This window comes from Pseudomonas sp. FME51, assembly GCF_014897305.1.
This window is the reverse complement of sequence record NZ_JABUYN010000008.1, coordinates 116,159-132,291: the sequence shown is the minus strand read 5'-3', so window position 1 is coordinate 132,291 and position 16,133 is coordinate 116,159. Positions and strand designations below refer to the sequence as shown.

Sequence of the window (16,133 nt, the reverse complement as noted above, 5' to 3'; positions counted from 1 at the left end):
TATATGGGTTGTGGCACGGGTTCAGCTGCGCTTGGCGGGTGCGATCTGCACCTGCTGCGCCAGCTCCCGGAGTTTGAATTTCTGGATCTTGCCCGACGGGGTGCGTGGCAATTCGGCCATCACTTCCAGGTACTCGGGCAGATAGTTGCGCGATACCCCCTGGGCGGACAGGTAACTGGCAACCTCTTCCAACGACAATGGCTCATAGCCGTCGTGCAGCGTCACATAGGCGCATAGCCGTTCGCCCAGACGTGTATCGGGGCAGCCCACCAGCGCTACAGAAGCGATTGCAGGGTGTTTGTAGAGCAGATTTTCGAGCTCGACGACGGGAATATTTTCGCCACCGCGGATAACCACATCCTTGGTACGGCCCGTGATACGGATATAACCCTCGGCATTCTTGGTGGCGAGATCACCGGTTTCAAACCAGCCATCGGCGTCGACCTGGTACAACTCTGGACGCTTCAGATAGCCGACAAACAGACTCGCACCGCGCACCAGCAGGTTGCCCTCCTGGCCAATGGCGACAGGCTCATGCTGATCGTTTACTACCTTGACCTCCATCCAGGGCAGAGCAATGCCATCCGAGGAGCTGGCACGGCTGACCGGGTCATCCAGCCGCGTCATGGTCACCGCACCGTTTTCGGTCATACCCCAAGCGGATACAACGCGCGCATTCACCACGTCGGCAGCTTTCTCCACCAGTGCGCCAGGGATGGGTGCGCCGGCGGATACAAAGACCTTCAGTGAGTCCAACTGGCCGGGGTATTTGGGAGCGATATCAATCAGGTCAGCCAGGAAGGGAGTCGATGCCATGGTAAAGGTCGGCTTTTCAGCATGTGCCACCTTCACGGCGTAGGCAGGATCCCACAGATCCTGCAGTACTGCGGTGGTCTGGAGATATACCGGCATCAACACGCCATAAAGGAAGCCCGTCTGATGCGCCAGCGGCGAGGCCATCATCACGCGGTCTTCGGCATTCAGGCCCAGCCGATCAGCGTAGGGAACCACGTTACTGAACAGCGTGTTATAGGTATGCAACACCCCTTTAGGCTCGCCGGTGGTGCCCGAGGTGTACAGCATCTGGGCAATATCATCAGCGCCCGTCTGGCGCTCGGCAAAAAGCGCCTGCACATCCATTTCAGTTTCCCATGCACGATCCAGCAGGACTCGTTCAAAGCTGTCCTCTCCCTCACCATCGACTACCAGGACATGCTCAAGGACAGGCAGATCATCACGGATGCTGGCCACCATGGCGGGATAGTCGAAGCTTCGATAGGACCTGGGGATGATGAATACGCGAGTTTCAGCGTGCCCGAGCATGAAGCGCAGCTCGCGCTCACGGAAAATGGGCATCAGCGGGTTGATCACAGCACCGATCCGGGCACAGGCCAGACTCAGCAAGGTCAGCTGCCACCAGTTGGGCAACTGGCATGCCACTACATCACCTTTGCCAACACCCAGTCCGACCAGCCCCGCAGCCAGACGGGTGGCCAGCTCATTCAGCCTGCGGTAGCTCAGCTCAGTGCGCTCATCACCGGCAACGCGATAGGCCACCACCGCCGCCTTGTCAGGTACAGCAGCGACCGCCTGATCCAGATAATCAACAATCGTCTTGTCCTGCCAGGCGCCAACCTGAAGCATGGCAGCACGACGCTCGTCGAAACCCTTTGCTGTAATTTTCATATCGTCCCCACTGTCTGTGGCTTTTGTTGTTGGGTCAGGGCCTGATTGTGCAACCCAGTGCTAACGACAATACGACCAGCTCTTTTTTATGTCAACATGTTGTCTTTGTTTTCTATTGAAATTAAAGTCAAATACCGATCAAGGCCAACGAAATGGCAAACAAACCACCAAGACAAAAGGTCCGTGCCAATGAATTACAACAACCTGTTGGTTGAAATACAGGATTCAGTCGGTCTTATACGCCTGCACCGCCCAGCGGTATTGAACGCACTCAACGGCGAACTGATGGATGAGCTGACCGAGGTATTGCAGAGTTTTGAACAGGATGAAGGTATCCGAGCAATCGTCATTACCGGCAGCGAAAAAGCCTTTGCTGCCGGCGCGGACATCGCCGAGATTCGCCATCAGACATTTGCCGATGCCTACCGGAATAACTTCGTCACCGCCAACTGGGAGCAGATCGCGCGCTGCCGCAAGCCGGTCATCGCTGCAGTGGCTGGTCTGGCGCTGGGTGGTGGCTGTGAGCTGGCCATGATGTGCGACTTCATCATTGCAGCCGACAATGCGCGCTTTGGCCAACCGGAGGTCAAGGTCGGCACCCTGCCCGGTGCTGGCGGCAGCCAACGTCTGACCCGCGCAGTCGGCAAGGCCAAAGCCATGGATATGTGTCTGACAGGACGCATGATGGATGCCCAGGAAGCCGAGCGCTGTGGTCTGGTCAGCCGTATCGTGCCGGTGAAAGAGCTATTGGCAGAGGCCATGGACGCGGCGCGGGCCATCGCCAGCTATTCCGGCCTGGCCGTCATGCTCAACAAGGAGGCCGTCGATCGCGCCTTCGAGACCACCCTGGCCGAAGGCTTGTTATTCGAGAGACGATTACTGCACGCCAGCTTTGCAACCGAAGATCAAAAGGAAGGGATGGCTGCGTTTATCGAGAAACGGGCGGCGGAGTGGAAGGATAGGTAGAGAAAGAGAGCGTGAGCCATTCCACAGAGTTTTATGTGGCTGATGGTTTTAGAACCCTCAGCCGCATCAGCTGCTCACACCCTAGCGCCGGGAGCGACCTACCTGCGACCGCTTGATGCCAGGGATGGCATCAATGAGCCTACAGGGATGTATTTACGGCGTGTCGCAGGTAGGTCGTTCCCGGCGCTAAGGGAGGCTCGGAACAGGAAGCAGGAAGCCCCGCCTTACAGCAGTTCCTTCCGCAATTCCGCCGGCGACTTGGGTGATAACAGTCCCGGCGCCACATCCAGCACCGTCTGCGCACCCATCACGCCACTCTGATTCAGACGCCAGGTGGCGCGGGCGTAGGCTACCAGCACCGCGGCGGTGAACTCGGGGTTGCTGCCCAGTTTGAGCGTGTACTCCACCACCTGGTTGGTGCCTGCAGCAGAAGTACCGCTGCGGATCACTACACCACCGTGGGGCATGGCGGCGTGGTCGCGGCGCAGCTCTTCTTCGCTGATGAAGTTGACCGTGGTGTCATAGTCGGCGAAATAGTGCGGCATGCTGACGATGCTCTGCTCCACTTCCGCTGCATCGGCGCCTTCGGCCAGCACCACATAGCATTCGCGTTTGTGCTTTTCACGAGTGGTCAGTTCCGGCAGTTCGCCGTTGCGCACGCGCTCGATCGCGGCTTCTGCAGGCAGGGTGTATTGCACGCCGGCCTTCACGCCATCGACCCGACGCACAGCATCGGAGTGGCCCTGACTCAACCCTTTGCCCCAGAAGGTGTAGGTCGCGCCCACAGGCAGGATGGCTTCACCATACAGACGATTCAGGGAAAACAATCCCGGATCCCAGCCCACGGAGATCATTGCTGTCTTGCCTGCCGGATGAGCGGCACTGTCCATGGCGGCGTGGTATTCGGGGATAGTGGCGTGGGTGTCGAAGCTGTCGACAGTATTGAACATGGCTGCCAGCGTCGGACCCTGTTCAGGCAGGTCATTTTTCGAGCCGCCGCACAGGATCAGGACGTCGATCTGGTCGCGAAACTGTTCGATATCGTTCTGGGCATGCACCGCAACGTTGCTGTCGAGCAGTTGCACGTCCGCAGGATTACGCCGACTGAAAACGCCGACCAGTTCCATATCCGGGCTCTGGGCAATCGCCATTTCCACGCCCTTGCCGAGGTTGCCGTAACCTGCGATGCCGATTCTGATTTTGCGCTGCATAAGAAGACCTGACCTTGTATGTGTGCCCACCCCGCCTCATCAAACCACGGAGTAAAGCGCGAATTATACAGACTGTGACGACATTTTCGGCCCCGAAGGCCAATGCGTTATTTCAACCCTCTGCCCCGGCGGCTTTCAGTCCTTCCATTTCCCGCACCGGCACGCCCATATCGCGCCATTTGTCCGGGTGACAGCTGAACAACAACACCTGATGCCGCTGGGCAGCGTCGAACAGAATACGTTTCATCTGCTCCAAGCGCGGCTGGTCGCTGTGTACCAGGGCGTCATCCAGAATAATCAGTGTCGGGCGGCCGGCCTCGCGCAGCAGATCGGCATAGGCCAGGCGGCTGATCAGCCCCATCTGCTCACGCGAGCCAAAACTCAGGGCGTCGAACTCCCCCGCTTCCTGCCCATGACGGACCAGGCGTCCGGGTAACAGGTTTTCATCGACCTCCAGCCTTGCCTGGGGGAACAGCAGTTGCAGATAGTGATCCAGATGCTTCTGCAGCGGTGCCTGCAATTGTCGGGTGAGTTGCTGGCGTTTTTCGCTGAGTAGCCCATGCAGCAGATTCAGCGCGTTAGCGCGGCGTTCCAGTTGCTGATGTCGACGGCTTTCGCTTTCCAGCTCGACAGCCAGTCTGGCACGGTTTTCTTCCAGCCCGTCTGCACCTTCGCTTTGCAGCCGTGCCTGCAGCGCAATCAGCTCTTCGCGGCGTTGATTGAAGGCCTGCTCCAGCTGTGCGGCGCTGGCGCGGTAGCGCTGAATATCCTGCTCGAGGATATCCGGTCTGGCGCCGGCGATGCGTGCGGCCCGCTCTTGGGTCAATTGCTCCAGTCGCGTCTGATCGGCGCGCAGCGCCAGCAAGCTGTCGTTGAGCTGCTGTTGCTGTTGACGGCGTTGCGGGTCGTCCAGTTTCATCTGCAGCAGGCGAGATTCCTCGTCTGCGCTGGCAACACTCTGGCGCAGTTTGATCAGCGTTTCGTTATGTTCACTGGCTGCCTTCTCGGCCTGCTGCAGACGCCCTGCTGCCTGCTCCAGAGCCTGTTCGGCGATATCGGTCGGCGGCAGCTGCTCGTCCGCCAGCGCCGGCAGGCCGTGCAGCTCCTGCTCCAATTCCGTCAGACGCGTCGCGCCAACGGTCAAATGCTGCGCCAGCGCGTCGATCCCCTCCGGGGCATGGCCAGACTGGAGCCTGCGGCTGGTCAGAATCGCGGTGTTCAAGGTTCGGCCCAGTTCCAGCTGCTCACGGGCAGCGTCCAGCGAGACGACCTGCAGTTCATCAAGAAGCGCCTGCAGTTGCTCCTGACCGCGTTCGATCTGCCGTACCAGTTCGCCCAGGTCCTGCCCCCCAGGCGCAATGGTGAGCTGGCCAACCCCGGTAATCTCGATCCGGGTCTCCTGCAACAACAGGGATTCGCCGGTGCCGCTGACCAATTCACTGCCAACGGCCATCTGCTGATCAGGCAACAACTCAAAGTGCAATCTTGTGGCAATACTCTGTTGACGGATGTTCAGCTCACGCAATTGAGTATGCAGCGCTTCGAGTCGAGCGAATTGCTTATCGTCGACACGAATTGCCGCCAGCCTTTGCTGTTGCTCAAGCAGATCACTCTGCAGCTGACGGGCCTGCGCCAGGCTGGCCTGATACTGCTGCTGTTGGCGCAGCAATTGTTGCTGCTCACGTTCCAGGGTCTGGCGCCGGGCCAGCTGATGCGCCTTGCGTTCCTGTTCGCGCGTCTGTTGATAGGCGGCAAGCGCTGCATCCCGCGTGGCCGCCAGCTCTGCATGCTGCGCGGACAGGCGCTCGAGCTGCTCTTGCAGCTGTTGCGATTTCGCCTGGCGTTGCTGCAGGTCGTCAGCCTGCTCCTCGTGAGCACGCAGCTGATCCAGCACCATCTGCCGGCTGTTGCGGTTCTGCTCCAGTTCCTGCACTTCACGCTGCTGCTGGTCTGCCAGCAATGTCACCTCAACCTGTTTCTGTTCCGCTTCCTGCTGCTGCGCGCGCAGTGTCTGCCAGGGGCGCTCGGCCTCATCGCTGGCCTGCTGCTCACGCAATTCGCCCAGGCGATCCACCTGCTGACGATAGCTGATGATGCGCTGGTCAAGTTCGTGCAGTTCACTGTCGAGCGCTGCAAGCCGTTCAATGCTTGCCTTGTAGTCACCGCGCGGCTTGCCGCCGCCCGTCAACAGTTCTTCCAGTTGGCCGCGAACCTGCCGGGTGATCTCGTCACCATCACTGCTGGTCATTTCCCCGAGACTGGCACCCAGCACCGACTTGAGGTGGTCGCCAGCATGGGTGACCGCCTCGCCAAGCTCCTGCCCCATGCCCTGCTCTATCCATAGCAGGCCGGGGATTCCCCAATGCTCTGCCTTGCTGGCGCCACGGGTGGCAACAGTGAACCCCAGCATGGCGGCGAGCTTGTCCTCCGCTTCGTCGCCACTGAAACGTTCACCCTCCACGGTCAGGTCACAACGCTTGCGCTGCAGGAAACGCTTGGTCAGCTGCCATTGCTTGCCAGCGTGACTGAACACCAGTTCGACCTCCGGCGCGGCGCCGGAATCACCCCACGGGCGCAGGTCGCCCAATGTGCCGGAGCTGTGGCGCTCGAAAAAGGCAGCGCGAATGGCCCGCACCAAGGTGCTCTTGCCGGACTCGTTGGGTCCGCAGATCAGGTTGATACCGGCGCCGAATCCGTCAATGCTCAGAGGCTCACGGAACTGCCGAAATTGATTTACCCGCAGCTGCTGCAACTTCATGCCGGCGTACCTCCCGCATGCCGCTCACGCAGCAGGCTCGACAGAATGCCCAGCGCCTCGCGGGCAGTATCGTGATCATCCGCCTGCTGCAGATCGCGCAGCTGATTGACCACCTCTCCCAGATAACCATCAGCCTGCAGCGCGGCAATGTCCTCGTCAGTCGGAATCAGCCGCAGTTCATCCAGATGGCATTCCAACACCCGATGCCGTGCTTGCGCGCGTCCCAGCGCGGCCTGCAGGCGTTGCTCTCCGGCAAGATCCAGCTCGCCTTCGAGGGTCAGACTGATGACGCTGCTGCGCTCGACGCTGTCCAGCTCTTCAATCAAGGCGTCCAGATCCGAGGCCACGCTCAACCGTCGCTGCCATTGCAACCAGGTAAATTCACCGATGGCTACCGGCGTTACCTGCGGCTCGGCGCCGGGAGCGTCAATCCGCACATCCAGCAATTGCCCGGCACCGTTGCTCTTGAAACGGTCCTGCTCCGGCGCGCCGCTGTACCAGACGCGGCTGTTGATCTGCCGACAACCGTGCCAGTCGCCCAACGCCAGATAATCCAGCCGAGCGCGTTCAGCGCGCTGGGGGTCGATCGGGTTGGGGGAGTCGATATCCTCGGCGAGAATACCCTGCACACTGCCGTGGGCAATGCCGATACGCAACAGCTCCGGCGGCGTCGACACGTGGTCGAACCAATCGGTCAGATCGTTGAAGGTGTGACGCTGGGTCAACGGCGCCGGGAGGATGGCAAACCCCCGATCAGCAAACAGCATGACCTCGGGGGTCAGCAGCAAATGCACATTGTCCGGCACCGCATTCAGGCGCCTGGCGCGGGTCCAGATGCTTTCCGCCAGGGCCGCATCATGGTTGCCCGGCAACATGATCCATGGCCCGTCAAAGGCCTGCAACGCCATGAACAACCGCCGCACTGTGCGATCGGAGATGGTCTGGGCATCGAATATGTCCCCCGCCACCAGCACCGCATCGACGGCCAGCTCCGCCGCCAGTGCAGCAATGCGCTCCACAGTAGTCAGGCGCGCCTGGGCCAGTGCAGGACCATCTTCCGGGCCGAAGCGGTCGTACTGACGACCAATCTGCCAGTCAGCCGTATGCAGAAAGCGTGGCATGTTCTCTCCCCTGTGCGAATCCGATCCCGTATTGTAAACGCAAGGGGCGACAAAGGGGGACCAGTCACACCACCTGGGTGTATCGGGCCTCGTCTGCATGATACTGATAGGCATCGAACACCATGCAGATGCGCGCCACCAGCGGTCGCCCGGCGGGTAGAATATCGATGCCCGCGTCACTCAGGTGAATCATCCCATCGCGGTGCATTTGCCGCAGCGCACCAAGGCAATCAGCAAAATAAATGGCGAAATCAATATTGAAGCGCTGCTCAATGTCCGCAAAACTCAATTCATAGCTGCACATCAGGCAGTTGATTACCACCCGCCGCACCCGGTCATCGGCTGTGCATTTCAGCCCTCGACGCAGCGCCAGGCGGCGCTCTTCCAGACTTTGCTGGTACAGCTTGAGATCACTGGTGTTGCGACAATGAAAATCGCCCACCTGACTGATGGCTGATACACCCAGCCCAATCAGGTCGCAGTCGCCACCAGCGATATAACCCTGAAATCCTCGATTCAGCTGCCCGGTTTCCTGCGCGTTGCTCAGGCTGTCATCGGGTAATGCAAACTGCCCCATGCCGATATGCCGATATCCAGCACTCTGCAGCTGGGCGACGCTGTTGCTGATGATTTCCAGGCGCCTGTCGGGACCGGGCAGCTCGGCCAAACTGATCTTGCGCTGGGGCAGGAACAGATCCGGCAGATGTGCGTAGTTGTACAGCGTCAGGCGATCCGGATTCATCTCGATGACCGCCGCCACGGTGCGAGCGAACGAGTCCAGGGTTTGCCTGGGCAGACCATATATCAGGTCGATATTGACCGACCGATACGCCAATGCACGCGCTGCGTCCATTACCGTCTGTGTCTGCTCCAGGCTCTGCAGCCGATTGATTGCACGCTGGACATCCAGGTCAAGATCCTGCACGCCAAAGCTGACCTGGTTGAAACCCAGCTCGCGCAGCAGTCCCATGGTCGGCCAGTCTGCTTCACGGGGATCGATTTCGACGCTGTAGTCGGCTATGTCGTCTTCATGCATATTGAAACAGCCACGCAACCTGGTCATCAGTTGACGCAGATTCTCATGACTGAGGAAGGTCGGTGTGCCGCCACCAAGATGCAATCGCTCGATCCGCTGCGCCGGGTTCAGATGCGCACTGATCAGCTCTATCTCGCGGCTTAATGCCTGCAGATAGGGCTGCGCACGGCTGCGGTCCTTGGTAATGATCTTGGTGCAGGCGCAGTAGTAGCAAACGTTGGCGCAGAACGGAATGTGCACGTAGAGTGACAACGGTCGGCAGGCATCACGGCTCTGCTGCAAGGCTGTGACAAGATCGGCCGGCAATACGCCGTCGACGAACTGCGCCGGCGACGGGTAAGAGGTATAACGCGGGCCCGGCTTATCGTAACGGCGGATCAGGCTGGCGTCCCACTTGACTTGATCGGACATGGAAGGATGCTCCGCAGCGATTTATTCTGATGCTGACGAGATTACCCTCTTCCCCGGTGCGCCACGTTGACGCATATCAAGAACCCCGAATCGCGTTCACTATGAATTCGCCGCAGAGGTATGGTCTGAGCAGCTGGAAATGCTTACTCTGCATCAATTCAATCAAAGGCGGGCAAATATGGCTCTGACTCAGGAACAACGGCAGATGATTGTCCGTCATCCGCTGTTTTCTCACTTCAACGCACCGGCTCAGGAAGAGCTGCTGGCTGATGCCCTGGTGCGCGATTATGATCCTCAGGCATTGATCCAGCGTCAGGGTGATCCGGCGGAGCGCTTCTATCTGGTGCAGTCCGGCAAGGTCAAGCTGTACCGCATCTCGGCCGATGGCAAGGAAAAGGTCGTCGAGATCATCACCGCCGGCAATACCTTTGCCGAGGCCATCATGTTCATGCAGAAGTCGGTCTTCCCTGTGTGCGCCGAAGCGCTTGAGCCGGTCAAGCTGATCGGCTTCTCCAACCGCCTGATGCTGCGCCATCTCGAGCAGAACCCGCAGACCTGTCTGCACCTGCTGGGCCACATGAGTGTGCGTTTGCACCAGCGGCTGGACGAACTGGAACACCTGACACTGCAGAACGCGACCCAGCGACTGGCCCTGTATCTGGTCAGTCAGGTGCGCGACCGCGCTGGGGACAGCGCCGAAATTGAACTGGTACTGCCCAAGAGCCTGATTGCCGCACGCCTGTCGATCAAGCCGGAAACCTTCTCACGCGCCATCGCCAACCTGCGTGAGCGCGGATTGATCGACAGCCGCGCACGCCAGATCAGTATTCCCAGCATCCGCAATCTGCTGGATGAGGTCGCCGGAGGTCAGCAGCATACCGAGCACAAGGCGAGCATTATTGCCTCTGATAGCCTCTAGATTCACATGCTGATGAAATTGATATGGCGCAGCGTGGCGTCGCTGGCGCTGGGCCTGGGTGCGCTGGGAGTGTTGTTGCCTGGATTGCCCACCACGCCTTTCCTGCTGCTTGCGGCCTGGGCAGGTGCTCGCGGCTGGCCGGAACTGGAACAGCGCCTGCTGACTCACCCCAAGTACGGTCCGTTGATTCGTGATTGGCGTGAACATCGCGCCGTACCGCGCCGGGCCAAATGGCTGGCTAGCGTACTGATGCTCAGCAGTATCGTGATGATCTGGTTATTGCCGGCACCGATGTTGCTGCGCGGGTTCCTCAGCCTGTTCCTGCCGTGCGTTGCACTGTGGTTGTGGACTCGTCCGGAGTCCGATCAAACATGAAAGCACCGAACGTATCGTGACGCTTACATAATCCCCTTCCTGTCCCGAGCGCCTCCCTACACCCCTTCATATGCGTCAAGCCGACGCACAAACTGGGTGCGACATACCACCACACCCCATTAATTGGTAAAAAACACCACATACGGTTCAAACAACCATTTACCGTATCGGTACATTTAACCCATATATTTATTATTTCTTTAATAATCAACCACTTAATATGTGGCACGGTCCTTGATAGGTAATCGGTAAATGCAATTACCGCAAGGACTCATCAATGAACCCATCCCGCCCACACCACCACCGCGAACAGCCCGGCGGGTTGTTCTACCACGCCAGCGGCGCAGAGGTTGATCTCTTCGAGCAGGCTGACCGTTTCGGTATGCCGGTGCTCATCAAAGGTCCCACTGGCTGTGGCAAGACTCGCTTCATTCAGCACATGGCTGAGCGCCTCGGCCGCAAGCTGTACACCGTGGCTTGCCATGATGACCTGACCACCGCTGACCTGGTTGGCCGGCACCTGATCGGCAGCAATGGCACTTTCTGGCAGGACGGCCCCTTGACCCGCGCCGTGCGCGAAGGCGCCATCTGCTATCTGGATGAAGTCATCGAAGCGCGCAAGGACATCACAGTGGTATTGCATCCGCTGGCCGACGATCGGCGGATTCTGCCACTGGAAGCAACGGGGGAAGAACTCCAGGCCGCGCCCGGCTTCATGCTGGTGGTGTCCTATAACCCCGGTTATCGAAACCTGCTCAAAGGGCTCAAGCCCAGTACCCGCCAGCGCTTTGTAGCGATGGCCTTCGACTACCCCGAAGCAGCGGCGGAGAGCCGCATTGTGCAACACGAATCCGGCCTTGACCCGCTCAATGCCGACCAACTGGTCGCGCTGGGTAACGCCCTGCGCCACCTCGGACAGCATGATCTGGAGGAAGCCCCCTCAACCCGTTTGCTGATTCATACCGGCCGGCTGATTGCCGCTGGCATGGACCCGCGTCAGGCCTGCGAAGCCTGCATGGCACAACCGCTCACCGACGAACCCACCGCCCACGCAGCGATCATGGACATCGTCAGGGTGCACTTTGCCGAACCCGGACAACAACCAACCAGAAAAATCGCCTGACCGGCGAGCATGCAATCCGCATAACCCGAGGAGATCAATATGTCGGAGCGCTTTACCAAGGGCATGGCCCGCAACATCTACTACGGTGGCGGCATGTTTTTCATGCTGCTGTTCATTGGCTTGACGGTGGATACGGTCACGGCGATCCCGGAAAGGGAAAACCGCGACCAGCTCACCGCCTCAGTCGCCCATGGCAAGGAGTTGTGGGAGAACAACAACTGTGCCGGCTGCCACTCGCTGATGGGCGAAGGAGCGTATTTCGCGCCTGAACTGGTCAACGTATTCGACCGCCGCGGTATGGGCAACGAAATGGCATTCCGGGCCTATTTCGGCGCCTGGATGGGCGCCATGCCCACCGGCGTGGAAGGCCGTCGGCAGATGCCTCAATTCAACCTGAGCGAAGAAGAGCTGGATGCCATGTCGGACTTCCTGATCTGGTCGTCGCGGATCGATATCAACGACTGGCCGCCGAACAAGGAAGGCTGAGTACCCCTGAGCAGACTCTGACAGCATAAGGAATCACATCATGAAATACGCTTCACAGGCGGTGGCAAAACCCTACTTTGCCTTTGCCATGCTCTTGTTCGTCGGTCAGATCGTGTTTGGTCTGATCCTCGGCACGCAGTACATCATCGGCGATTTCCTGTTTCCGGAAATCCCCTTCAACGTCGCCCGCATGGTGCATACCAACCTGCTTATCGTGTGGTTGCTGTTCGCTTTCATGGGCGCCACCTACTACCTAGTGCCGGAGGAAGCCCAGACCGAACTATGGAGTCCCAAGCTCGGCTATGTACTGTTCTGGGTCTTCGCCATCGCCGGCGTGCTGACCATTCTCGGCTATCTGCTGGTGCCCTATTCCACCCTGGCGGAAATCACCGGCAACAAGTACTTCCCGACCATGGGCCGGGAGTTCCTTGAGCAGCCGACAATCACCAAAGTAGGTATCGCACTGGTTGTTGTGGGCTTTATCTTCAACATCCTGATGACCGTACTCAAAGGCCGCAAGACCGTGGTCAACATGGTCCTGATCACCGGTCTGATCGGCTTGGGCGTGTTCTGGATGTTCGCCTTCTACAACCCCGTGTCGCTGGTCATGGACAAATACTTCTGGTGGTGGGTTGTGCATCTGTGGGTGGAAGGCGTCTGGGAACTGATCCTCGGTGCCATCCTGGCCTTCATCCTGATCAAGACCACCGGTGTTGACCGTGAAGTGGTGGAAAAGTGGCTGTATCTGATTATCGCCATGGCGCTGATCTCCGGGATCCTGGGCACTGGTCACCATTACTTCTACATGGGGGCACCCGAGTACTGGCTGTGGATCGGTTCGATCTTCTCCGCCATCGAACCACTGCCGTTCTTCTTGATGGTGCTGTTCGCCTTCAGCATGTTGAAGCAGCGTCGCCGTGAGCACCCCAACAAGGCCGCCGTCACCTGGGCTGTTGGTTGCACCATCATGGCGTTCCTGGGTGCTGGCGTCTGGGGCTTCCTGCACACTCTGGCTCCGGTGAACTACTACACCCACGGCAGCCAGCTCACTGCTGCCCACGGTCACCTGGCGTTCTTTGGTGCCTACGCGATGATTGCCATGGCCATCATCTCCTACTCCTGGCCGAAGCTGCATGGCCGAGAGTGCAACAGTCCGCAGGCGCAACGCATGGAAATCGGGTCCTGCTGGGTGATGAGCATCAGCATGCTGGCAATCACGCTGCTGCTGTCCTGGGCTGGCTGGATCCAGATCGAGCTGCAACGCTTTCCCGATGACGCTGGCGCGCTCGGTTACATGCAGACTCAGGACGCCATCATGCATGTGTATTGGATGCGACTGATCGCTGGCATCGGCTTCGCCGTCGGCCTGGGTATGTATCTGTACAGTTTCATCGTTGCCCGCAACACCCGTGAACAGTCACCGGCGCTGATCACGGCTGCGTGACCCAACGCCGGTATCGAGCATACGCTCGATACCGGCTGCAGTACTGCGCTGCCGCGCGGCTTCATGCTCGGCAGCGCCCTATTTCCTGATTTCGGCCTCTGGCCGCAATCAACCCACGATCACTGGGAGAAAGACAATGGAAGAAGCCGTAGGTATCCGCTGGCACAAGCTGATTACCCGGTTGGCCGGCAACGGATTTCCCGAAGCGCAAGTCCGTCTCGAGGATGAAGGCCCGCGCCTGGCCATGGTCTTCCGCGCTCTCAGTGGCGATCCCGGGCTGTCCATCAAGGCCAGCACCGAACGCAGCATCAACACCTGGCGACCACTGGCTCACAAGCTGGCAGGCACAGGCCGCCGGCATGCCCTGGCCTGGCGCGAAGCCGAGGCACTGCGGGTACCGGAAAGCCTCGCGGTGTTTCCCGACAAGGCGTTGAACCGTGATCTTTATCTGTGGTTGACCGCCATGGCCAGTCAGGCCGAATCCCGTGTTCACGGCGATTGGTTGCAGACGAACCAGCAACTGGTGCTGAAGACGCTGGCCGCCTACCCCGGTCTGACCACCCTGTATCACGCACTCGCACAGTGTCTGGTGGATATTCGTCGCACCCGCACCCGCTTACCTGCGGCTCAGGCCGAACGGGAAGCCGCGCTGCAGACTGCCCTGCTTGCTCCCGGTAGCCAATCTGTCTTTCCCGCCGCGCCAGGCGAGCCCTGGCCCGTCCCGCTGTGGCTGTACCCGCTACCGGAAGAACCCCGCCTGAGCCCGACCGCGGCAAACGATGATGGCAAGGATGGGGAGTCCAGTGGCAACGGCAAGATTCGCCAGAGCAAGCAGCGCAAACAGGCGCGCTATGTGGATGACAATCAGAAACGCAATGGCATGATGATCTTCCGCCTGGAAAGTCTGTTCTCCTGGTCCGAGTTCGTACCGGTCGACCGCTGCCAGGATGATGATGACGATGAAGATACCGAGCAGATTGCCGAGGATCTCGATTTCCTGAGCCTGTCGCGCAGCCCCAGCACCAGCGCTTCACGCATCAAGCTGGACATGGATCTACCTTCTGCCTCGGAGGACGACATCCAGCTGAATGATGGCTGCCTGTATCCCGAGTGGGATTGGAAAAAACAGCAGCTCAGAGAGAATCATTGTCGAGTCATTCCCATGCTACCACGCGACTCGGAGCCAGCGCCGCTGCCGGAGCGCCTGCAAGCGCTGGCGAGAAATCTTCGACAACGCTTCCAGGGCCTGCAGCCACAACGCATCTGGGAAAAGCGCCAGGCCAGCGGCACCCTGCTCGACCTGGATGCCTGTCTGCACCATGCGGCAGATATGCGTCGCGGCCAAGCCACCTCGCAACCAGCGCTGTGGCGCCGCGAAACCGCACGCCACCGCGATCTGTCTTGCCTGGTGCTGGCTGACCTGTCGCTGTCCACCGAAGCCTGGGCGGACAATACCCATCAGGTCATTGATGTGATTCGCGACAGCCTGCATTTGCTGGGCGAGGCACTGGATGCCGGGCAGGACGATTTTGCCATGTACGGCTTTTCCTCCAGACGCCGTGATCATGTGCGCTTCAACCTGATCAAGAACTTCGCCGAACCCTGGGGTGAAGCCATCCACGGACGTATCAAGGGACTCAAGCCCGGCTACTACACGCGCATGGGCGCAGCCATTCGCCAGGCCACCGACATCCTCAAGGACAAACCCGCAGAGCAACGGCTGTTGTTGCTGCTGACTGACGGCAAGCCCAACGATCTGGACGTCTATGAAGGCCGCTACGGCATGGAAGATACCCGTCATGCGTTGCTGGAAGCGCGCCAGGCCGGTATCCAGCCATTCTGCGTGACTATCGATCAGAAGGCCGCCGACTATCTGCCCTATCTGTTCGGTCAACAGCGCTACCAATTGATCCGCCAGGCCTCCGAGTTGCCTGGCCTGCTGCCGAAACTCTATCTCTTGCTGACCGGGAGGACTGCCTGATGTACAGCTCCGAATCCGCCCTTGCTGAAACCGGCGAGATCGCGCAGGCACATCGCCTGCCAGGCGATCTGGCCATGTGGTGTTTCATTCTGGCTGAGCTGCTGGCCTTCCTGTTGCTGCTGGGCAGCATGGCTTTTGCCCGGGGACACTGGGAAGAGATGTTCAGTGCCGGCATCGCCACCCTGCACCCCGAGGCGGGACTGATCAACACCCTGATTCTGTTGACCGGCAGCTACTTTGCCGCCCGGGGCGTGCGACGTGCCGCGGCAGGCAACCACCAGGCGCTGGTCACCGGATTTGTACTGGCCGCGCTGTGCGGGCTGGGTTACGTCGGCATCAAGATCAGCGAATATGCAATCCTGTTTGGTAATGGCTACAACCTGCGCACCAGCACCTTCTACTTCTTCTATTTCTTCACCACCTTCTTCCATATGGCTCACGTACTGATCGGCATGGCCATACTGCTGGTCGTCGCCCAGCGCTACCGCAGCGGCCAGTATGCCAACCGGGAGAAAGCCCGCATGGCCGGCGAATCCGCCGCCAGCTACTGGCACATGGTCGACCTGGTGTGGCTGGTGCTGTTCCCGCTTTTATATGTACTGCCCTGAGGGAGCTA

General features: G+C 59.6%; 13 protein-coding genes. 8 read left to right on the top strand and 5 right to left on the bottom strand.

What is annotated here, in order from left to right; all coding sequences use genetic code 11:
• Positions 1-21: 21 nt before the first annotated feature.
• A complete protein-coding gene (locus tag INT39_RS14985) occupies positions 22-1,686 on the bottom strand; it encodes an AMP-binding protein (RefSeq protein ID WP_193074799.1) in 1,665 nt (554 codons plus the stop codon).
• Positions 1,687-1,875: 189 nt separating this feature from the next.
• Between INT39_RS14985 and INT39_RS14980 the strand changes: the two genes are divergently transcribed.
• Entirely contained in the window at positions 1,876-2,652 is a 777-nt protein-coding gene (locus INT39_RS14980) for an enoyl-CoA hydratase (RefSeq protein WP_193074798.1), read from the top strand.
• A 224-nt stretch (positions 2,653-2,876) separates the two neighbouring features.
• Here INT39_RS14980 and INT39_RS14975 read toward each other — a convergent pair whose 3' ends face one another.
• The 4 genes from INT39_RS14975 to hemN form a co-directional block, all read right to left on the bottom strand.
• On the bottom strand, positions 2,877-3,863 hold the full coding sequence (locus INT39_RS14975) for a diaminopimelate dehydrogenase (protein ID WP_193074797.1): 987 nt from the start codon (positions 3,861-3,863) through the stop codon (positions 2,877-2,879).
• 112 nt (positions 3,864-3,975) lie between these two features.
• Positions 3,976-6,621, bottom strand: coding sequence for an AAA family ATPase (locus INT39_RS14970; protein WP_193074796.1), 2,646 nt, complete (start codon positions 6,619-6,621; stop codon positions 3,976-3,978).
• Positions 6,618-7,742 carry a metallophosphoesterase family protein gene (locus INT39_RS14965; RefSeq protein WP_193074795.1) on the bottom strand — a complete coding sequence of 375 codons (1,125 nt, stop codon included), beginning with the start codon at positions 7,740-7,742 and terminating at the stop codon, positions 6,618-6,620. Before INT39_RS14965 ends, INT39_RS14970 begins: the two co-directional genes overlap by 4 nt.
• A gap of 64 nt (positions 7,743-7,806) precedes the next feature.
• Positions 7,807-9,189: an oxygen-independent coproporphyrinogen III oxidase gene (gene hemN / locus INT39_RS14960; RefSeq protein WP_193074794.1), complete on the bottom strand. Its 1,383-nt coding sequence runs from the start codon at positions 9,187-9,189 to the stop codon at positions 7,807-7,809.
• A gap of 178 nt (positions 9,190-9,367) precedes the next feature.
• Here hemN and INT39_RS14955 point away from each other — a divergent pair, with 178 nt between their 5' ends.
• The 7 genes from INT39_RS14955 to INT39_RS14925 all read left to right on the top strand — a co-directional run bounded on the left by INT39_RS14955 (position 9,368) and on the right by INT39_RS14925 (position 16,125).
• Positions 9,368-10,108 carry a Crp/Fnr family transcriptional regulator gene (locus tag INT39_RS14955; protein WP_193074793.1) on the top strand — a complete coding sequence of 247 codons (741 nt, stop codon included), beginning with the start codon at positions 9,368-9,370 and terminating at the stop codon, positions 10,106-10,108.
• A gap of 12 nt (positions 10,109-10,120) precedes the next feature.
• Positions 10,121-10,483: a YbaN family protein gene (locus INT39_RS14950; RefSeq protein WP_226944815.1), complete on the top strand. Its 363-nt coding sequence runs from the start codon at positions 10,121-10,123 to the stop codon at positions 10,481-10,483.
• A gap of 277 nt (positions 10,484-10,760) precedes the next feature.
• Complete coding sequence (locus tag INT39_RS14945) at positions 10,761-11,606, top strand: CbbQ/NirQ/NorQ/GpvN family protein (protein WP_193074792.1); 846 nt, start codon at positions 10,761-10,763, stop codon at positions 11,604-11,606.
• Positions 11,607-11,645: 39 nt separating this feature from the next.
• On the top strand, positions 11,646-12,092 hold the full coding sequence (locus tag INT39_RS14940) for a c-type cytochrome (RefSeq protein WP_090272191.1): 447 nt from the start codon (positions 11,646-11,648) through the stop codon (positions 12,090-12,092).
• 40 nt (positions 12,093-12,132) lie between these two features.
• Complete coding sequence (locus INT39_RS14935) at positions 12,133-13,536, top strand: cbb3-type cytochrome c oxidase subunit I (RefSeq protein WP_193074791.1); 1,404 nt, start codon at positions 12,133-12,135, stop codon at positions 13,534-13,536.
• Positions 13,537-13,672: 136 nt separating this feature from the next.
• Positions 13,673-15,517 carry a nitric oxide reductase activation protein NorD gene (locus INT39_RS14930; protein WP_193074790.1) on the top strand — a complete coding sequence of 615 codons (1,845 nt, stop codon included), beginning with the start codon at positions 13,673-13,675 and terminating at the stop codon, positions 15,515-15,517.
• Positions 15,517-16,125 carry a cytochrome c oxidase subunit 3 gene (locus tag INT39_RS14925; RefSeq protein ID WP_193074789.1) on the top strand — a complete coding sequence of 203 codons (609 nt, stop codon included), beginning with the start codon at positions 15,517-15,519 and terminating at the stop codon, positions 16,123-16,125. The genes INT39_RS14930 and INT39_RS14925 overlap by 1 nt, the downstream gene beginning before the upstream one ends.
• Positions 16,126-16,133: the final 8 nt, after the last annotated feature.